Below are 20,842 nucleotides of genomic sequence, written 5' to 3' on the forward strand. Positions count from 1 at the left end.
GGAAAATGATTACAAAACCGTTAGAGTTACAAATACTAACTTTTTTATTTGGTGATATTAAATCTTTTTAATTAATTTGTAAGTGTATAAATTACACTTGTGTATATTTTATCAATAATACATCCTTTAAACCAACTAGAAAAACCGAACCGAAAAGACATAATTTAAACTAAAACAATGATACTATCACATTTAAAAACGAATCTATTTAAAGTTGCTATAGCTTTATTTTTTTCAACTATAAGTAGTTTTGGTCAGGATAATAATGTAATTATTTCTATTCAGGACACTGATCAGGCGCCAATCATTAATAAAAACATATACGGTCATTTCGCCGAGCATTTAGGACGCTGTATCTATGATGGTATTTATGTTGGTGACACCTCTAAAATTCCCAACATCGCCGGCGTTAGAAAGGATATTATTTCTGCTTTAAAAGCTTTAGAAATTCCAAATTTAAGATGGCCTGGTGGCTGTTTTGCTGATACCTATCATTGGAAAGACGGGATTGGTCCAAAAGAAGACAGACCTACCATAGTGAATAAATGGTGGGGTGGAGTTACCGAAGATAACAGTTTTGGGACTCATGATTTTTTAAACCTGTGTGAAGTGCTTGAAACGGAGCCATATTTATCAGGGAATGTTGGAAGTGGCACCGTGCAAGAATTAGCAGATTGGGTACAATACACCAATTTTGGTGGGATCAGCCCAATGAGTGATCTCAGAAAAGAGAATGGAAGAATTGAACCTTGGAAAGTAAAATACTGGGGTATTGGTAATGAAGCTTGGGGTTGTGGTGGCCATATGACTGCTGAATACTATGCTAATGAATACCGTAAATATGCCACCTTTTTGGCCGATTGGGAGAACACCGGTGGGTTAGTTAGAATCGCTTCCGGCGCCAATAATGATGATTACCACTGGACTGAAACCTTAATGAAGAATATTCCGCATCATATGTTAGGTGGCATTGCTCTACATCATTACGCTACTGTTCAATGGAGTAATAAGGGTGATGCGGTAGATTATAATGAGGAGCAATATTTTAAAACCATGCGTTCTGCTTTATGGATGGAGGAATTAGTAACCGAGCATGCGGCCATTATGGATAAATATGATCCAGATCATCGCGTTGATATGGTCGTAGATGAATGGGGTGGATGGTATGATGTCCAAGAAGGTACAAATCCTGGGTTTTTATATCAACAGAACACTATGCGTGATGCCATGATTGCAGGAGCTACTCTGAATATTTTTAATAACCATGCGGACCGCGTAAAAATGGCTAACCTCGCGCAAACCGTAAACGTTCTTCAGGCTGTTATTCTTACTAAGGGCGAAAAACTCATACTAACACCAACCTATTACGTTATGAAAATGTATGCTGTGCATCAGGATGCAAAATTATTACTGCTTGATTTTGAATCTCCAAAGTACACTTACAACGGGGAGTCCCTGCCGGCTATTTCGGCCTCAGCATCCAAGGATCAGGATGGTACGGTTCACATGTCTATTGTAAACATCGATGCCAATAAAGATAATTCGGTAACTATCAACTGTAATGATTTAGGAATAAAGGATTTTACGGCAACAATCATCACTTCTGATAAGCTTCAAGATTATAACTCATTTGATGATTCCGATAAAATACAAATTCAATCTTACAAAAATTTCAAATTTAAAAAAGGTGAAATTTCAATAACAATACCTCCTTTTTCAGTGGTTATGCTGGAAGGAAAATAATAAATAATTGCAATGAAAAAGTTCAAAAGTTCTAATTTTAAAAGTTTAAATATTAAAATTGTTTTAAAGCTCTTGCTTGGTTTAACTCTGGTTATGAGCAGTTGTTCGAAGGATAATCCGGTAGAACCTGGAGGTCAGCCGGACCCTACACCTGATCCTGAACCAACACCACAGCCAACGGCAAAAGTTTACACCGTTGATAATATTGAAGATACTTATTATGATGTGGCCGGAGTTGAAAATGTGGTCGATTGGGGGCCTTATAATGTGCATGACCCGTCCATAATAAAAGATGGTGATACATATTATTGCTACAATACCGATGTTTCTTTTGGTTCGGCGGTACGACCAGGAATTCAGATCAGAAAATCTCAAAATTTAATTAACTGGACCTGGGTTGGCTGGGCTTTTAATGGGTTACCTTCTTTAGGGGCTAATTTTATTCGTAGTAAAGGTACAGAGCCATTCAATTCCTTGTGGGCACCTTACGTTATGAAAGTGGGAGATGAATATCGATTGTATTATTCTCTGTCGTCCTCTGTCGGTCGTTTAAGTGTCATAGGTTTAGCTACGTCGGATAGCCCGGAAGGCCCGTGGTTAGAAAAAGGTTTGGTCGTTACCTCAGAAGCTGATGGAACTGTTCAGACCAATGCTATCGATCCAACTGTTGTAGTTACGCCTTCGGGAGAACATTGGTTCTATTACGGCTCTGCCTGGGACGGTATTTACAAGCTTAAATTAAATCCGGATACCGGCTTGGCCATGGTAAATGGAAATAAGGGTCTTCGCATAGCGCAACGTGGATTTACAGGCGGATTCATCAATGGAAATATTGAAGGTCCTGAGGTCATCTATAATTCAGACTTGGGTATGTATTACATGTTCATTTCTTATGATTGGCTCCAAACCAAATACAATGTTCGGGTAGGCCGAAGTGAAAACCCAGATGGACCTTTTTATGATTTCAATGGATTAGATATCAATACGGACGTCGATAATGTGCCAATGATATTAGCACCTTACCAATTTAATGGTCATTCCGGTTGGCAAGGGGTTTCGCATCCCGCTGTTTTTAATGATGGGGCTGGGCAATATTACATGGCGCACCAGGGTCGACCTGGTATTAACAGCTTTTTCATGAATTTACACATTCGAAAAATACACTGGACTGAGGACGGTTGGCCTATAGTGTCACCGGAACGTTATGCTAATGTTGGACAAGCCACAATCTCTGATTCAGATCTTGCAGGAACCTATGAACAAATTGTAATGGGTTACTCAGTTACTCCGGGTTACGCCAACGAGCAAATCTCGCCTGATTTTCAGACGTCAATTAGCTTGGAATTAGCATCGGATGGCACTATAAACGGTGATTCAAATAATACTTGGACGTATACTTCACCTTGGTTAACATTGAATTGGGCTAATGGATTTACGGATAAGTTGTATGTAGAACGTGGTAGAGACTGGGAAAATAGAGTTGAATCTACAATTTTGTTTTCAGGACTGAATAATGAGGGAACAGCTGTTTGGGCTAAGAAAATTCAATAAGATGAAATATGTAATAGGTATATGTTGTATTCTGTGTTTTTTTACCTGTAAGAATGAGGTAAATGACTCGGTCATTGTCAGTGAATCAAGTAAATCACCTAGTGAGGCTAAAGCTATAAATAATCCCATTATTAAGGATGTTTTTACAGCTGATCCTGCCGCCTTGGTTTACAAGGATTCTGTCTACCTGTATACAGGTCACGATGAAGCTCCAAACGATTTTCATTTCTATAAAATGAATGATTGGCTCGTATTTTCATCAGAAAATATGGTCGATTGGAAATCACACCCCGTACCTCTGAAAGTTACAGATTTTAAATGGGCCATTGGCGATGCATGGGCCGGGCAGGTGATCGAGAAGGGCGGAAAATTTTACTGGTATATATCTATAGAGCATGATGAATCCAATTTCGGAAAAGCTATTGGAGTCGCCGTAGCAGATAGTCCAATAGGTCCGTTTAAAGACGCTTTAGGCAAAGCATTGATTACTAATGATATGACCAAGGACACTGATATCCGATGGGATGATATTGACCCTTCTGTAATTATTGATGATAATGGTCAGGCCTATTTATTTTGGGGAAACACAGTTTGTTATTATGCTAAACTAAAGGATAATATGATTGAATTGGATGGTGAAATCAAAACAATTGAACTTCCAAATTTTACTGAAGCTCCGTGGGTTCACAAAAAGGGAGATTGGTATTATTTATCCTATGCCTATGAGTTTCCTGAAAAAACAGCCTATGCCATGAGCAGATCCATTGAAGGACCCTGGGAATATAAAGGTATTCTGAATGAAGTAGCTGGGAACAGTAACACAAATCATCAGGCTATTATTTCCTTTAAGGAACAAGATTATTTTATTTATCATAACGGAGGTATTCAGCCAAATGGAGGGAGTTTCAGGCGCTCGGTGTGTATCGATCCACTGCACTCTAATGAAGATGGTACCCTACAAAGGGTGGTTATGACTTCGGAAGGAATTCAAAAATAAGGACTATGGAAAAACTTAATAATTTTATTGCGGCAAGTATCATGATCTTCACAATAGTTGCATCGGCTCAAACCGAAAGTCCTGTGGTTCATGATCCTGTTGTAGCGAAACAGGGTGATACCTTTTACTTGTTTTGTACCGGAAGAGGTATTGGTTCATATAGTTCAAAGGATTTAAAATCCTGGACCAAAATGCCGGCTATTTTTGATACAAAACCGGAATGGACGGATGCCATTGTTTCTGATTTTAAAAATCATATCTGGGCTCCAGATGTATCTTATCATAATGGGCAATATTTTGTGTATTATTCAATTTCAGCTTTCGCGAAGAATACTTCCGCCATTGGCGTAGTTACCAATAAAACCATCGATCCTGAAGATGAAAATTATAACTGGGTAGATCACGGAATAGTGATTGAATCGATCCCGAACCGCGACATGTGGAATGCGATCGATCCAAATTTAATTTTTGATGCTAACGGAACGCCTTGGTTATCCTTTGGTTCTTTTTGGGAAGGTTTAAAAATAGTAAAACTCAATAAGGATTTATTGTCTATCGCTCAACCTCAGGAATGGTACACAATTGCTAAAAGAGAACGAAGCTTCGGAATTGATGATAAAGATCCCGGCGATGCGGCTTTAGAAGCCCCTTTTATTTTTGAAAAAGAGGGTTACTATTACTTGTTTTTGTCCTGGGACTTATGTTGCCGAGGACCTGAAAGCACCTATAAGGTTGTTGTAGGACGTTCTAAAAATGTTATCGGTCCTTATGTCGATAAATCTGGAAAAGAACTTAATGAAGGTGGTGGAACCTTAGTTATTGAAGGTAATAAATATTGGTATGGCATAGGACATAATAGTGTTTACACTTTTGATGGTGTGGATTATTTTTTCAGTCATGGTTATGATGCTAAAGATGGTGCTAAACCAAAATTGATCGTGAAACAAGTTGAATGGGTTGATGGTTGGCCTGTCTTAATACCTAATAATTAAAGAATGCTAACAAAGTCTTTATATTATATCCTTTTTTTATTTCCGGTCTTAATTTTTTCCTGTCAAAACAGTGAAAAACAACCGGAATCAAAATCTGTGAATACGGGATATATTATAAACCCTGTAGATATTCAGCATGTTAGAGTTACAGATTCATTTTGGTTACCCATTATAAAGCGGGTTCAGGAAAAAACGATCGCCTATGCTATTGGAAAATGTGAAGAAGAAGGTCGTTTGGATAATTTTTTAATTGCCGGAGGAAAAATAGCAGGGAGCGTTAAAGGGGCTATGCCTTTTGATGATACTGATGTCTATAAAATTATAGAAGGGGCTTCCAATTCGCTTATAAGTGCACCAAATAAAAAACTTGAAACTTTATTAGATTCTTTGATCGGGATCGTTAAAATTGGTCAGGAAAAGGATGGTTACCTTACTACCTGGAGAACCATAAATCGAGCCAAACCACCAGCGCCATGGGTGCCGGTGGAAGAAGGCAAACGATGGGATGGTCTGTTTATGAGTCATGAGTTATACAATGCCGGCCATTTATACGAAGCGGCCTCGGTTCATTACAAAGCGACAGGTAAACGAAACTTCCTGAACATCGCTTTAAAAAATGCCGACCTGATGGTCAAAACATTTGGTGATGGTGAAGGACAGATAAAGGCCGTTCCGGGTCATCAGATTATTGAATCAGGTTTGATAAAGCTTTATCAAATTACAGGTAAAAAGGCATATATAGATCTGGCCAAGTACTTTTTAGACAACCGTGGTAATGCTGAAAACCATAAATTATTCGGCGCTTATTCTCAAGATCATGTTCCGGTTATTCTCCAAGATGAGGTGGTAGGCCATGCTGTAAGAGCGGTTTACATGTATGCTGCCATGACGGATATAGCGGCCTTGGAACATGATAGTCTTTATGCAGAGGCCGTAAATAATTTATGGCATAATATGGTTTACAAGAAGATGTATGTAACCGGTGGTATAGGAGCTAAGCATGACGGGGAAGCTTTTGGTGAAAATTACGAATTACCAAATTTAACAGCCTATAATGAGACGTGTGCTGCTATAGGTGATGTTTATTGGAATCATAGGCTATTTAATTTATATGGTGATGTTAAGTATTTTGATGTCATTGAGCGTACCATGTACAATGGTTTAATTTCTGGATTATCCCTAGATGGAACAAATTTTTTCTATCCGAATGCTCTGGAATCTGATGGAGTTTATAAATTTAATCAAGGAGCCTGTACGCGAAAATCTTGGTTCGATTGTTCGTGTTGTCCAACAAATTTAATTCGATTCATACCATCCATACCAGGTTTGATTTATTCAAAATCAGAGAAGGATATTTATGTAAACTTATATGCCTCAAGTCAGGCCGATATCGATTTTAATGGAAACAATATAGAAATTTCTCAAAGTACAAACTATCCTTGGGACGGCAATATAAGCCTTAGTATTTCACCTAAAACAAAAACAACGTTCACCCTAAAACTTAGAATTCCCGGTTGGAGTAGAAATGAAGTATTGCCAGGTGATCTTTACGAATATTCCAGGCCTTTGGAACTCCAGCCCTCGCTGATCTTGAATGGGAAGGAATTAAATACTGAGATTAAGAATGGTTATTTTGAAATTACTCGCGAATGGAAGGAAGATGATACGGTTATAATTCAATTACCAATGGCTGTAAGGACAGTAAGGGCCAATCCGAAAGTAGTCGAAGATCAGGATAAAATTTCCTTGGAATATGGCCCCTTGGTTTACGTAGTAGAAAGTATTGATAATCCGGATTTTGATACGCTTACAGTATCTCCTAAGGATGAGTTTTATGTTCAATATGAAAATATGCTAAATGGAATAAACACTATTAGCTGGAATAATTTCAAGGCGATCCCATATTATTCATGGTCGAACAGAGGCGTGAATAAAATGAAGGTTTGGTTGCCTGAAAATAAAAATTAAATAAAAACGAAGAAAAAATGGTCAAGTCAGTTTTAAAATTTGTCCTGTGGACAATAGTAATAGCCGGAAGTGTGTCTGGATGTAAGGACACTTCAACAAATGAAAATACCGATACAGAGTATAGCGCAGGAAGTACTACGGATCTTAAAGTAGATTTTAAAGATACCGGAATCAAAATTCAACCTACGATGTATGGCGTTTTCTTTGAAGATATCAATTTTGCTGCTGATGGCGGATTATATGCGGAAATGGTTAAGAACCGTTCTTTTGAATTTACCCTGCCTAAAATGGGTTGGTTGGAGCCAAATAGTGATAGGCACAACCTGAATACAAATTCTGGTTTTATGACTGTTATTAAACGGAAAGGCACCACAGGAAACCATAATTATGCGCGTGTTGAAGTTAAAAATGATCAAGGCTATGTTTTGGAAAATGAGGGCTTCCGTGGTATGGGAGTAAAACAGGATGCGAAATATAATATATCTGTGAAAGCCGCAAAACAATCCGGAAATATTCAGGAAATTCATTTTCAACTGGTAGATTCTAATGGAGAAGCTATTGGAGAAACGATGATTGAACCCAAGGGAACCGAATGGAACACCTTCACCTCGCAAATAACGGCGAGTAAAACTGAAAAAAAGGCAAAATTAAAAATCATGTTCAAGGGAACCGGAGTCATAGACCTGGATATGATCTCTTTATTCCCGGAAGACACCTGGAAAGGTAGAAAAAATGGTTTACGGAAAGACCTTGTTCAATTATTGGCTGATTTAAATCCCGGGTTTTTAAGATTTCCGGGTGGTTGTATCGTAGAAGGAAGAACCCTGGCCAGACGATATCAATGGAAAAAAACGGTTGGACCTATGGAAGATCGTGAAATATTAGTGAACAGATGGAACACAGAATTTGATCATAGACCAACACCGGATTATTATCAAAGTTTTGGCTTAGGATTTTTTGAGTACTTCCAGTTATCTGAAGATCTTGGAGCTGAGCCACTTCCTATATTAAGTTGCGGAATTGCTTGCCAATTTAATACCGGAGAATTGGTTCCAATGGAGGAACTCGACCCTTATGTTCAGGATGCTCTGGACCTTATTGAGTTTGCAAATGGTGCTGTAGATACCCCGTGGGGAAGAGTACGTAGCGATATGGGACACCCTGAACCTTTTAATATGAAATATATTGGTGTAGGTAATGAGCAGTGGGGACCAGCTTATATTGAACGTTACAAGGTATTTGCTAAAGCTATTAAGTCGAAATACCCTGACATGATTATTGTTTCGGGTAGTGGACCTTTCCCGGAAGGAGATTATTTTGATTACGGCTGGGAAGAATTGAAAAAGCTTGATGCTGAGATCGTTGATGAGCACTATTATAAGCCACCACAATGGTTTAGAGATAATGCAACGCGTTATGATGAGTACGATAGAAGTGGACCGAAAATATTTGCAGGTGAATATGCTGCCCAAAGTGTGGCAATTGCAAGTCCGGATAATAAGAACAATTGGGAATGTGCGCTATCGGAAGCCGCCTTTATGACGGGGCTGGAGCGTAATGCTGAGGTGGTTCATTTATCATCCTACGCACCCTTAATGGCGCATGAGGAGGGTTGGCAATGGACACCCGATCTCATTTGGTTTAATAATTTGACTTCGTATGGGACTCCTAATTATCATGTTCAAAAAATGTATTCAACTAATCCGGGTACCGATCTACTAAAAATTACCAAAGATGGTAAAGCCCTTACCGGACAAGAAAATCTTTATGCCACAGTAGTTAAGGATAGTAACAAAAATAAGCTCATTATCAAATTGGTGAATACCTCAGATAAGGCACAAAATGTTTCTATTGATCTATCAGGAGGAGATGTTAAATCAAAGGGGAAAACATTGACTTTAACTAGTCCTGAGTTGTCGGATGTTAATTCATTTGAAAAACCTGATAATATTAGTCCCGTAGAGGCTGAATTTAATTCGGAAGGTCATCAAGCACAATTGAATTTAGCAGCTCAATCCTTTACGATTTTAAGTTTAGAATTAAACTAAAAAATATAAGTGTTTTTTTTACACTTGTAGAAATAAAAATATTATATTTGTTTTTTACAAAACCGATTTTAAATGAAAAATTACGTCATCGGATTAGATTATGGTTCTGATTCAGTAAGAGCTGTTTTGATCGATACACAGAATGGAGCAGAACTAGCTTCTGAAGTTTTCTGGTATCCGCGTTGGAAAGCACAAAAATATTGTGTGCCGGCCAAAAATCAATTTCGCCAGCATCCTTTGGATCATATTGAGGGGTTAGAGCATACCATCACTTCAGTAATGAAGCAGAGCGATGTTAATCCGGAAACCGTAGTTGGTATTTGTATTGATACTACAGGGTCATCACCTATGCCAATAACTAATGATGGTACGCCCTTAGCACTTGTTGATGGCTTCAAGGAAAACCCTAATGCCATGATGATTTTATGGAAAGATCATACGGCTGTTAAAGAGGCTAATGAAATTAATGATCTAGCCAGAAGTTGGGGTGGTGAAGATTACACAAAATATGAAGGTGGGATTTATTCTTCTGAGTGGTTTTGGGCTAAAATTTTACATGTCGCTAGGGAAGATAAAGCGGTTAAAGACGCTACCTATACCTGGATGGAACATTGCGATTTCGTCACCTATCTGTTAGCTGACCATAAAGATTTAAAAGCATTTAAAAGAAGTCGCTGCGCGGCAGGTCATAAAGCCATGTGGCATGAGAGCTGGGGTGGACTACCGGATAAAGCCTTCTTAGGTCAATTGGATCCGTATTTAGCGGAATTGCGTGATGACCTCTATGAAGAAACTTTTACCTCTGATGAAATTGCCGGGTATTTAAACGAAGTCTGGGCAAAGAAACTGGGATTAACAACTAAAACAGTTATAGCCGTTGGAACCTTCGATGCTCACTCTGGTGCCGTAGGAGCCAAGATCGATAATAATGCACTTGTCCGCGTCATGGGGACATCAACATGTGATATTATGGTGTCACCTGAAGAGGTTATTGGAGATAAAACCGTTCGCGGTATTTGCGGACAGGTAAACGGTTCTGTTATTCCCGGGCTGATCGGATTAGAAGCCGGGCAATCGGCCTTTGGTGATGTTCTTGCCTGGTTTAAAAACATTCTATCCTGGCCAATTGAAAATTTGGTTATGAAATCCAATGTTTTATCCGATGAACAAAAGCAAGAATTACAAAAAGAATTAGATGCCAAGTTTATCAGAACTTTGGCAGAACAGGCAGAAAAGATCCAACATTCCGAAGCCCTTCCTATGGCATTGGATTGGGTGAACGGACGACGAACCCCTGATGCGAATCAGGAATTAAAAAGTGCCTTCACAGGTATTTCATTAGGAACAAAAGCACCTCATATTTTCAAGGCTTTAGTAAATGCCATTTGTTTTGGTTCAAAAATGATCGTGGATCGCTTTGAAAGTGAAGGTGTGAAAATAGAATCTGTTATAGGTATTGGTGGTGTAGCTCGAAAATCACCTTTCATTATGCAAACTTTAGCAAACGTACTGAATATGCCTATAAAAGTGGCCGAATCTGATCAGGCTCCAGCCTTAGGCGCCGCAATTTATGCTGCAGTTGCTGCCGGAGTTTATGATAATGTTATTGAAGCCAGTAAAATTATGGGTAGTGATTTTGAAGCCGAATATTTCCCGAAAGCGGATGATGTAAAAGCATATATTCCTTTAATGGAAGCCTATATGGAATTAGCTGAATTTGTTGAAAATACTTTAAAAGAAAAGAATCATGAGTTCCAGTTATAAATCACTTAAAGAAGAATGTTACGAAGCTAATATGCAACTAAATGCATTGAATTTGGTCGTGTATACCTTTGGTAATGTTAGTGCGGTGAAGCGAGACGAAGGTCTTTTCGCAATTAAACCCAGTGGGGTGCCCTATGAGGTTCTAAAACCTGAAGACATCGTAATTCTGGATTTTGAAAACAATATCGTTGAAGGGAAACTTAGGCCTTCCTCAGACACTAAAACACATGCCTTTTTATATAAGAATTGGGAGGAGATTGGCGGCATAGCACACACACACGCTACCTACTCGGTTGCCTGGGCACAGGCCCAAATGGATATTCCAATTTTTGGCACTACACATGCCGATCATTTAACGGCTGATATTCCTTGCGCTCCACCTATGAGCGACGACCTTATTAAGGGAAATTATGAGCATAATACCGGGATTCAGATCCTAGATTGTTTTAAGGACAAGAATTTATCTTATAAAGAGGTGGAAATGGTATTAATTGGAAATCACGGGCCCTTTGCCTGGGGAAAGGATGCGGCTAAGGCAGTGTACAATAGTAAGGTCCTTGAAGTAATTGCAGAAATGGCCTATCTCACCCGTCAAATTAATCCGAACGCACCACGATTAAAAGATTCATTGATTAATAAACATTACGAGCGTAAACATGGTAAAAATGCCTATTACGGACAATAACAAACAAACGAATAAGAACATGATTGATATATCTCAAAAAGAAGTTTGGTTCATCACCGGAAGTCAGCATTTATACGGCCCTGAAACATTGAAACAGGTTGCTGAAAATTCTACCGTAATTGCTAAATCATTAAACGATTCAAAGCATATTCCGGTTAAGGTTATTTTTAAACCGACCGTAAAAACAACGGAAGAAATTTACGACACCTTAACGGAAGCTAATCAGGCTGAAAATTGTATCGGTATTATTACCTGGATGCATACCTTTTCACCAGCAAAAATGTGGATCAGAGGATTAACAGCACTTCAAAAACCTATGCTTCATCTGCATACCCAGTTTAATCGTGATATTCCCTGGGATTCTATTGATATGGATTTTATGAACCTAAATCAATCCGCTCACGGTGATCGTGAATTTGGTTTTATGGTGAGCCGATTACGTAAAAATCGTAAAGTAGTAGTAGGGCATTGGGCTTCGGATAATGTTCAGGAAAAAATCGGAAAATGGACTCGGGTTGCAGCTGGTTGGGATGATTGGCAAGGTGCAAAATTTGTGCGGTTTGGAGATAATATGCGATTTGTAGCGGTAACCGATGGTGACAAAGTGGAAGCAGAAACCAAGTTTGGATTTTCAGTAAACACTTATGGTATAGGAGATCTGGTTGCTATAAATAATGCCATTTCTGATAAAGCCATTGAAGCGCTGATCCAGGAATACGAAGCTTCCTATAACATGGATGAATCCTTGTTGAAAGGAGGAAAGAATAGACAATCCTTGATAGAAGCTGCCAGAATTGAGTTGGGATTAGAGAAATTTTTAGTGGATGGAGGTTTTAAAGGCTTTACAGACACCTTTGAAGATTTACATGGCCTGAAACAATTGCCCGGTATTGCGGTGCAACGTTTAATGCAAAAAGGTTACGGATTTGCCGGTGAAGGTGATTGGAAAACAGCTGCTTTGGTGCGCGCCATGAAAGTTATGGGTTCAGGATTAGATGGCGGTAATGCCTTTATGGAAGATTACACCTATCATTTAGATCCTGCTGCCCCTAGAATTTTAGGCTCACATATGTTGGAAGTTGATCCTGTTTTAGCCGCTCATAAACCTTCATGTGAAGTACATTCTTTAGGAATTGGTGGTAAGGATGACCCTGTACGTTTAGTATTTAATGGTCGCGCCGGTGAGTCTTTGAATGCTGCATTAATGGATTTTGGAAATAGATTCCGATTATTGATTAATAAAACGATTGGTGAAGAAATCAAGGAAGATTTACCAAAACTTCCTGTAGCAAGAATTATGTGGAATCCTCTACCTGATTTTGAAACGGCATGTACCGCTTGGATTTTAGCTGGCGGAGCACACCATACTTGTTATAGTGAAAATGTTTCTGTAGAACAATTGGAAGATTTTGCTGAAATTGCCGGCATAGAATCTTTGGTTATTGATGAAGACACCACCATTAGAAACTTTAAAAATACCATTCATACCAATGAAGCCTATTATAGATAATGGGAATTTCAGCAGTAAAAAACTAAACTAAGATAAGATTATGAAGTTAATTATGAAAAGTTTGTCATTGCTCTTTTTATGGAGTCTTGCCGTTTTAAATGTGCAGTGCAAGGATAATAAGCAAGAGACCTCTGATGTTATGGTCGATGAACAAAAACCGGTAGAGATTTCCAGCGAAGCATTTGGAATGACCACCGATAGCATTCCCGTTGAAAAATTTACGCTTAAGAATAATAAAGGTATGGAAGTGACCTTCATGACCTACGGTGGTATCATTACCTCACTAAAAGTCCCCAATAAAAGTAATGTTTCAGAGGATGTAGTTTTGGGATTTGAATCTCTTGCCCAGTATGAAAAGGGAGCACCCTATTTTGGAGCACTGATAGGGCGCTATGGTAATAGAATTGCCAATGGTAAATTTACTCTTGAAGGTAAAGAATATACTCTGGCTCAAAATGATGGTGAAAATCATCTTCATGGTGGCCTGAAAGGATTTGATAAAGTCGTTTGGCAGGTTGTCAGCAAGGAGATCGATAGTTCCTCAGTATCTGTGGTGTTATCTTATCTCAGTAAAGATATGGAAGAAGGATATCCAGGTAATTTAAAATCTACGGTAAGCTATACTCTTACCGATGATAACGCACTTGAAGTACATTACAGGGCTAAAACAGACAAACCTACCATAATAAATCTGACGCAACATTCATATTTTAATTTATCAGGCGATTTTTCAAAAACTATCTTAGATGAGCAGATTGAAATTAATGCAGATAAATTCGTTCCGGTAGATGAAACATTGATACCTACAGGTGAATTAAAGGATGTTTCCGGAACACCTTTCGATTTTAGAAAAGCAAAGCCAATTGGTCAGGATATTGAAGCAGATAATGAACAATTAAAAAGAGGTTTAGGATACGATCACTGTTGGGTTTTGAATGAACAGGGCGAAGGTATTCGATTTGCAGCCTCTGCTTACGATCCACAAAGTGGTAGGTTACTTGAAGTATATACGGATGAACCAGGAATTCAATTATATACTGGAAATTTCTTGAATGGAACCTTGCCAAGTAAACAAGGTGGTACATACGAATTCAGAACAGGTTTTTGCTTAGAGACCGAACATTATCCGGATTCTCCAAATCAACAAGACTTTCCATCAGTGGTTTTAAACCCGGGAGAAACATACGATACAAAGACCATATTTAAATTTTCAACTAAATAAAGGAACCAAACCATGAAAACATTAGATTTATACGACTGGGTAGCCATTGCATTATATTTTATAGTCCTGTTAGGTATAGCCGTTTGGGTAATTAGAAAAAAGCAAGCAAATACCGAAGATTATTTTTTAGCCGGTAGAAATGTAGGTTGGTTCGTAGTTGGAGCTTCCATTTTTGCTTCAAATATTGGATCTGAGCATGTTGTAGGCTTAGCCGGAGCAGGGGCGGGAGATAAACTACCTATGCTAATTTATGAAATACAGGCTTGGGTTGTTTTAATACTCGGTTGGGTGTTTTTACCTTTTTATGCGCGTAGCGGTGTGTTTACAATGCCGGAGTTCCTTGAAAAACGTTTTGATGCCCGATCACGATGGATTCTATCTATTTTTTCGATAGCAGCTTATGTATTAACGAAGATTTCGGTTACGATTTATGCCGGTGGTGTTGTGGTTTCGGCTTTATTGGGAATCGATTTCTGGACAGGAGCCATTGCTACTGTTGTTCTAACGGGTGTTTACACAGTGTTGGGAGGCATGAGGGCGGTAGTGTATACTGAAGCCGTTCAAACGGTTGTATTGATTCTTGGAGCGGCTACATTGACTTTTATAGGTCTTGATCATGTTGGTGGTTGGCAAAGTATGAAAGAAACAATTACACCTGAATATTTGAATATGTGGCGTCCGATGACTGACCCTGAGTTTCCATGGTTACCACTATTAATTACCAGTTCGATTGTAGGAGTTTGGTATTGGTGTACGGATCAATATATAGTTCAAAGAGCTTTAACAGCTAAAAATATCAAAGAGGGAAGACGCGGTACCATATTCGGAGCTTTATTAAAATTATTTCCAGTGTTTTTATTCTTAATTCCCGGTGTGATAGCACTAACTATGAAAATGCGGGGTGAATTACATTGGGATTCACCTGATGAGGCCTTCCCGGTTTTGATGAGTAACTTATTGCCCTCGGGTGTACGAGGTTTGGTGGCAGCCGGATTATTGGCGGCCCTAATGAGTTCTTTGGCTTCGGTATTCAATTCAGTTTCAACGTTATTTACTGTTGATATTTACAAGAAATTAAAGCCAAATACACCTGAGAAGAAACTTGTAAAAACGGGACAGATTGCTACTGTGGTTGTTGTGATTATTGGTATCATTTGGATTCCAATTATGGCTAATATTTCTGGCGTGCTTTACGAGTATTTACAAAAGGTACAATCCTACATTGCGCCACCGATCACTGCAGTTTTTCTTTTAGGTATATTCCACAAAAGAATCAATGCTCAGGGAGCCTATATTACTTTGGTTGTTGGGTTTTTGGCAGCAGCACTTAGAATTGTCCTAGAGCTTGTAAAAGGTTCTTTGGATCCAGATGGCATATTGTTCAAACTCGGCGATATTAACTTTTTAACCTTCGGGGCATGGTTCTTCTTATTCTGTATTGGTTTAATCATTATTGTGAGTTTATTAACTAAATCACCGTCAGACGAAAAAGTTGAAAATCTTACTTTCGGTACCATTTCAGAAGAGGAAAAACAAAATAATAAAACCAGTTACGGTTGGGTTGACATCGCTATTTCTATATTGATCATTGCGCTTGTGCTTGGGGTGATGTGGTTCTTTAATGGAAAATAACTCGTCCCCATATGATTCATTATAAACCGCAAAAGGGGCTGGTTCTAACAATTGCTTTTGTAATTATTCTGGCTTTTCAATCATGTAAAAAAACACAGGGTGAATCGGGGGCGGAGACATTAAATATTTCTAATAATTTCAAGGAATGGGCCAAAACACCTCCTATGGGATGGAACAGCTGGGACTGTTATGGGCCTACCGTTAAGGAAAATGAGGTACTAGACAATGCCCGATATATGGCAGATAATTTGAAGGATTTTGGCTGGGAATATGTGGTTGTTGATATTCGCTGGTACGTTGAAAACACAAAATCTCATGGCTATAATCAAACAAATCCTGTTTATGTCATTGATGCGTATGGACGCTATTTGCCTGCGATAAAACGATTTCCTTCAGCGGAAAAGGGTAAAGGGTTTAAAGCTTTAGCCGATAAAATACACAACATGGGATTGAAGTTTGGAATACACCTTATGAGGGGAATTCCAAAATATGCTGTAGAACATAAATTACCTATTAAAGGAACTTCAGGTATAACAGCCGATCAAATTTATTCAGAAGACAATCAATGTAAATGGCTAAAAGACAATTATACGATTGATGCTAATAAACCAGGCGCACAGGAATATTATAATTCGCTTTTCGATATGTATGCAGCCTGGGGAGTTGATTTTGTAAAAATAGATGATCTCTCGGCACCCATGTATCACAAAAATGAAATAGAACTTATAAGGAAAGCCATAGATCAATGTGGTAGGAAAATAGTTTTAAGTACCTCTCCCGGAGAAACGCCCGTTGCCGATGCAGTCCACGTTAATGAGCATGCCAATATGTGGCGTATGGTGAACGATGTTTGGGATAGTTGGTGGCATATTCGTCATTTGATGGAGGTAAGTCAGAGTTGGTATGGTTATAACAAAAATGGTACATGGCCGGATTGTGATATGATTCCTTTGGGAAGATTATCTATTCGAGGAGAACGCGGAGATGACCGTATGACACAACTTACCAAAGATGAACAATACACTTTAATGACCTTTTTTACCATATTTAAATCACCCTTGTTTTTTGGTGGTGATTTGCCTAGTAATGATGCCTTTACAAATGCTCTTTTAACAAATAAGGAGGTTCTGAAAATGCATTCTGAAGGATCAGAGGTTCGTCAAGTCTTCATGAACGATGGAAAGCTTGCGATAACCTCTAAGAACAAAAAGGAAGATGTTACATATTTGGCTTTGTTTAATATAGGTGATAAGGATAGTTTGAACATTTCAGTAGATTTAAAAGATCTCAGCTTACCTAATAAGGTTAACATTACTAATATGTGGAATAATAAAACATCTGTCTTGGAAAATGGCACAGTTGAAAAAATATTAGCTCCTCACGCTTCAATTTTGTACAAAATCCATGATTTAATCAAATAAATTTCGAGAAGAGAAATTCTTTTAAATTTTGTTCAACAAAAGGATCAACTTAATATCCCCCAATAGGTTTGAACTTTTAACTCTCGGGGTATTAAAACAAAAAAGAGGGCTCAAAGCCCTCTTTTTTGTTTGTTATAATTGGCCTCTAAGTTCGCCTCCCGGATATTGATCGGTATGAACATTTATATAGATATTGCCATCTTTAATATCTTGAATAAACATAGCAAGTTTATTTTCTCCATCTTCTCCCATAGTTTCTGATGTAATTTTACCAGTAGTAAGCTGACCCGTAAAAACCCCCTCAATTTTAGGTCCACCAAAAATTCCAATCACAACGCCACCATTTTCTCCAGCTGCTGCCTTGTGAAAATGAGAAGCCCTAGTGTTTTCAATATTTTCAACGATTACAACGTAATGAACCGTACTCTCGTCCTGGCTAATGCGCACAATGGCGTGTCCTGATGCATCAGTTTCTCTCATAGGGACTTCATTGTCTCCAGAAAGTTCTGTTTTAAAAACTATGGCTTTTGCTGGCATCTCCTTATCAGTGGAAATTTTGGAAGATAGCGCGTCATTGCTCAATGCTGCCTCTTGAATATTAATTGACTCAGTGGAGCATGTGTAAAATGACAGACAAAATACTGCCACTATTAAAATACCTCTTGTAATGTTAATGCGTGTTTTCATAGTATTTTTGATATTTAATTAATAAAGCTGTTTTCTTAACAGAAGAAATGGAAAGTGTTGATTGGTAGATTCTTATCTTGAATATACAAATAAATATATAGTAAATTGATTATTCCGCACAACGATAAAATAAATCCGACGAAATGCTAGAATAGAGAAAGAAATCAGTTCAAGATTTTTGTCATAAACTTCTAATTCGAAAAATGTTGAAGTTGTTAAGGTTTTAACGCCTCATGAATCCTTGTTGTAAAAAATACAAGATTGAATAAAACAGTGGTTGAATGAGTGTTTTTATGGGTCTACCATTTCGAAAATGAAGTTTTCATCTTCATTATAGTTTGAATATATAAAGCTTAATGTAATAATGAATGATCCTTTTGTCTTCTTACAACAGGATTTTTAAATTATTATTTAAATAAAATGATTTCACTCCCCTTTTAACAATTAAATGGTCCGCTTTATCGATTAAGTGTTCCATCACATAGTGTAAAGCTAAATATTTACTAATTTAATTATTTTAATAAGCTCATTTTCTTGCCCTTATCTACAAATCAATGGTAGTTTTTGTGTTTACAAATCACTTGATTTTCAGATTTTTTAGCTCTTCCTACTTATAATTTATTATTGGGCAATTTCTAAAATTAATTGTCCTGAATTTGGATTAATCTGGAATACCATGAAATTACAATTTTGTATCTATTTCATTTTGCTGCTGACACTTTGGTGTCACGGGCAATCAGATAATCAGCTTAAATTTCACCTGACTAAAGAACGCTTGCTGTCTTTGGATTTAGATCAAAAAGAACAAGATTCAACAAAAAAGGATACAACTTCAAGTGAAGTCTTAATAAACTTTAATCCCGTTATTTCTTTAATTAATCCGAATACTAATTTTCAGATTTTAAAAGATGTTGGTGAATTAGTTCAGGTTACCATTTTTACAGTGTACCAATCTAAAAACGCTATGGAAAGCTCAGAGTTATGGGGTATTTACAATCAGGAATCTAAAATTACATTAACAACAAAAGACATTACCTACGGCGATAAAAAAATAAGTTTTGAAGAGGGAGCTATTAATGTACCCGTTTTAAACACTTATGTTCAGTCGTATAGCAAAATAATTGATAGTGTGGGAACAGGTAAACCCCATGTAAAAATTGGTTCTTTTTCTGGAAATAGTAATAAGATCTTTCAGGGAGATTTGGCTGAAATATTGTTATTTAACCGTCTGTTAAGTGGTGACGACAGGCAACTCATTGAAACATATTTAGGGATTAAATATGGTATTACCCTAAATAATGGAATGGATTATATTTCGTCGAAGAAAAAAGAAATTTATGATATAGACAACAATCCAAATTATATAAATAGAATTGCAGGAATTGGACGGGATGATGCAACGGGTTTGTATCAAAAGCAATCGCACAGCTCAGAAGGTTCATCGATAATTACCATTGCGATAGGAGCTTTGGCCGGCTCGAATAAGGATAATGTTGAAGAATTCGCTGATGGGAATTATTTGGTTTGGGGAGACAATAACCTAGATTCTAAAATTGAAGAGACTTCGGAGTACATGTCATCCGTACCAACTATGGATCGCGTTTGGAATATTCAGGCTACCGGAGAACTGGTTTCAGAGTTAAATTCGACATTGGAACTAAATCTTTCCCTTTTCAATAATGTAAATGAAAATTATGAGAGCCAATATTTATTGGTTATTGACCGCAGTGGTGAGGCAACATTTCTTTCGGAAAACACAGAATATTTTGAGGCCAGTGAATCAACTAACGAAACTATTTCCTTTAAGAATTTGAAATGGGATACCGATGGTTCCGGTAGTGATGTGTTTACTTTTGGTCTGAAAAAGCCATTAATAGCTTCCTTGGATTCATTTGAGGCCATTAGCTGTGAAACAGGAAAAGGAAAATTAATATTTAGCACTTCAGGTGGTTTGCCTCCTTATGAATATCAGTTGGTGGAATCGAATGAGGTAAAAGCCAGTTGGAGCAGTTTACAGGAAAATTTCCCGGAAAATGTATTAGAAGATCTCTCCGAGGGAGTGTATATATTAAAGGTTACCGATAAGGACGACAATCAAATTGAAACCAGCTATGATTTAGAAGCTCCAGTACCGATAAATATCGATTTGGGACCCGATAAACAATTCTCGTGGGATTCTAATGAAATTAGCCTTGATGCCACCTTTATATCAGAGGACTATATTACTTATAACTGGACCTCCGATAATGGATTCCATAGCAATCGACCAAGTATAACTGTAAGTGAACCGGGAATATATACTGTAATGCTAACCTCTAGCCGGGGCTGCAAAGCTTCGGATTCCATTAAGTTAACCGAAAGTGATATTACCGCATTAAAAATATTTCCTAATCAGTCAAAGGACGGCTATTTTCATATAAAAATGAGACTAAAAGAACCGCAAAATGTCTCGGTTCACGTGTTTGATATGTTAGGAAGAAAAATTTCAACATTTAATTATTCCGGCAAGTCCTATTATGAAATTAAGGAATTCATTTCTGCTTCCGGCGTTTATAATGTTATGGTTCAATCCAAAAATTTAAAGACAAACAAAAAATTAGTTGTTGAATGAGTTGGATAATG

Annotated in this window: 14 protein-coding genes; 13 read left to right on the forward strand and 1 reads right to left on the reverse strand. The window is 37.8% G+C overall.

The window, feature by feature from the left end; translation table 11 throughout:
• Positions 1-177: 177 nt before the first annotated feature.
• The 12 genes from V8G61_RS04790 (at position 178) to V8G61_RS04845 (ending at position 17,533) form a co-directional block, all read left to right on the forward strand.
• Positions 178-1,743, forward strand: coding sequence for an alpha-N-arabinofuranosidase (locus tag V8G61_RS04790; RefSeq protein WP_394874318.1), 1,566 nt, complete (start codon positions 178-180; stop codon positions 1,741-1,743).
• Positions 1,744-1,755: 12 nt separating this feature from the next.
• Positions 1,756-3,294 carry an arabinan endo-1,5-alpha-L-arabinosidase gene (locus V8G61_RS04795; protein ID WP_394874319.1) on the forward strand — a complete coding sequence of 513 codons (1,539 nt, stop codon included), beginning with the start codon at positions 1,756-1,758 and terminating at the stop codon, positions 3,292-3,294.
• Position 3,295: 1 nt separating this feature from the next.
• The gene (locus tag V8G61_RS04800) at positions 3,296-4,291 is read left to right on the forward strand and encodes a glycoside hydrolase family 43 protein (protein ID WP_394874320.1); all 996 of its coding nucleotides are present in this window, start codon (positions 3,296-3,298) and stop codon (positions 4,289-4,291) included.
• 5 nt (positions 4,292-4,296) lie between these two features.
• A complete protein-coding gene (locus V8G61_RS04805) occupies positions 4,297-5,283 on the forward strand; it encodes an arabinan endo-1,5-alpha-L-arabinosidase (protein ID WP_394874321.1) in 987 nt (328 codons plus the stop codon).
• A 3-nt stretch (positions 5,284-5,286) separates the two neighbouring features.
• On the forward strand, positions 5,287-7,251 hold the full coding sequence (locus V8G61_RS04810; protein ID WP_394874322.1) for a glycoside hydrolase family 127 protein: 1,965 nt from the start codon (positions 5,287-5,289) through the stop codon (positions 7,249-7,251).
• 17 nt (positions 7,252-7,268) lie between these two features.
• Positions 7,269-9,299, forward strand: coding sequence for an alpha-L-arabinofuranosidase C-terminal domain-containing protein (locus V8G61_RS04815; protein ID WP_394874323.1), 2,031 nt, complete (start codon positions 7,269-7,271; stop codon positions 9,297-9,299).
• Between the two features lie 72 nt (positions 9,300-9,371).
• The gene (locus V8G61_RS04820) at positions 9,372-11,063 is read left to right on the forward strand and encodes a ribulokinase (RefSeq protein WP_394874324.1); all 1,692 of its coding nucleotides are present in this window, start codon (positions 9,372-9,374) and stop codon (positions 11,061-11,063) included.
• Positions 11,047-11,748, forward strand: a complete 702-nt coding sequence (locus tag V8G61_RS04825) for an L-ribulose-5-phosphate 4-epimerase (protein ID WP_394874325.1) — start codon at positions 11,047-11,049, stop codon at positions 11,746-11,748. The genes V8G61_RS04820 and V8G61_RS04825 overlap by 17 nt, the downstream gene beginning before the upstream one ends.
• A gap of 19 nt (positions 11,749-11,767) precedes the next feature.
• Positions 11,768-13,258, forward strand: a complete 1,491-nt coding sequence (gene araA / locus V8G61_RS04830) for an L-arabinose isomerase (RefSeq protein ID WP_394874484.1) — start codon at positions 11,768-11,770, stop codon at positions 13,256-13,258.
• 40 nt (positions 13,259-13,298) lie between these two features.
• A complete protein-coding gene (locus V8G61_RS04835) occupies positions 13,299-14,480 on the forward strand; it encodes an aldose epimerase family protein (RefSeq protein ID WP_394874326.1) in 1,182 nt (393 codons plus the stop codon).
• A 12-nt stretch (positions 14,481-14,492) separates the two neighbouring features.
• Positions 14,493-16,112, forward strand: a complete 1,620-nt coding sequence (locus V8G61_RS04840) for a sodium:solute symporter (RefSeq protein WP_394874327.1) — start codon at positions 14,493-14,495, stop codon at positions 16,110-16,112.
• Positions 16,113-16,123: 11 nt separating this feature from the next.
• Complete coding sequence (locus V8G61_RS04845; protein ID WP_394874328.1) at positions 16,124-17,533, forward strand: glycoside hydrolase family 27 protein; 1,410 nt, start codon at positions 16,124-16,126, stop codon at positions 17,531-17,533.
• A gap of 132 nt (positions 17,534-17,665) precedes the next feature.
• On the opposite strand, the gene V8G61_RS04850 is transcribed toward V8G61_RS04845, so the two are convergent.
• On the reverse strand, positions 17,666-18,070 hold the full coding sequence (locus V8G61_RS04850; RefSeq protein ID WP_394874329.1) for a CHRD domain-containing protein: 405 nt from the start codon (positions 18,068-18,070) through the stop codon (positions 17,666-17,668).
• Between the two features lie 826 nt (positions 18,071-18,896).
• Here V8G61_RS04850 and V8G61_RS04855 point away from each other — a divergent pair.
• Positions 18,897-20,831, forward strand: a complete 1,935-nt coding sequence (locus V8G61_RS04855; protein ID WP_394874330.1) for a T9SS type A sorting domain-containing protein — start codon at positions 18,897-18,899, stop codon at positions 20,829-20,831.
• Positions 20,832-20,842 lie beyond the last annotated feature (11 nt).

This window comes from Gaetbulibacter sp. M240, from assembly GCF_043876815.1.
Taxonomy (GTDB): domain Bacteria; phylum Bacteroidota; class Bacteroidia; order Flavobacteriales; family Flavobacteriaceae; genus Gaetbulibacter_A.

Coding starts and splice junctions, on each gene's coding strand:
- V8G61_RS04835 (WP_394874326.1), top strand. CDS start 13,299: ATGAAGTTAATTATGAAAAGTTTGTCATTGCTCTTTTTATGGAGTCTT.
- V8G61_RS04820 (WP_394874324.1), top strand. CDS start 9,372: ATGAAAAATTACGTCATCGGATTAGATTATGGTTCTGATTCAGTAAGA.
- V8G61_RS04800 (WP_394874320.1), top strand. CDS start 3,296: ATGAAATATGTAATAGGTATATGTTGTATTCTGTGTTTTTTTACCTGT.
- V8G61_RS04790 (WP_394874318.1), top strand. CDS start 178: ATGATACTATCACATTTAAAAACGAATCTATTTAAAGTTGCTATAGCT.
- V8G61_RS04855 (WP_394874330.1), top strand. CDS start 18,897: ATGAAATTACAATTTTGTATCTATTTCATTTTGCTGCTGACACTTTGG.
- V8G61_RS04805 (WP_394874321.1), top strand. CDS start 4,297: ATGGAAAAACTTAATAATTTTATTGCGGCAAGTATCATGATCTTCACA.
- V8G61_RS04795 (WP_394874319.1), top strand. CDS start 1,756: ATGAAAAAGTTCAAAAGTTCTAATTTTAAAAGTTTAAATATTAAAATT.
- V8G61_RS04810 (WP_394874322.1), top strand. CDS start 5,287: ATGCTAACAAAGTCTTTATATTATATCCTTTTTTTATTTCCGGTCTTA.
- V8G61_RS04845 (WP_394874328.1), top strand. CDS start 16,124: ATGATTCATTATAAACCGCAAAAGGGGCTGGTTCTAACAATTGCTTTT.
- V8G61_RS04850 (WP_394874329.1), bottom strand. CDS start 18,070: ATGCCAGCAAAAGCCATAGTTTTTAAAACAGAACTTTCTGGAGACAAT.
- araA (WP_394874484.1), top strand. CDS start 11,768: ATGATTGATATATCTCAAAAAGAAGTTTGGTTCATCACCGGAAGTCAG.
- V8G61_RS04840 (WP_394874327.1), top strand. CDS start 14,493: ATGAAAACATTAGATTTATACGACTGGGTAGCCATTGCATTATATTTT.
- V8G61_RS04815 (WP_394874323.1), top strand. CDS start 7,269: ATGGTCAAGTCAGTTTTAAAATTTGTCCTGTGGACAATAGTAATAGCC.
- V8G61_RS04825 (WP_394874325.1), top strand. CDS start 11,047: ATGAGTTCCAGTTATAAATCACTTAAAGAAGAATGTTACGAAGCTAAT.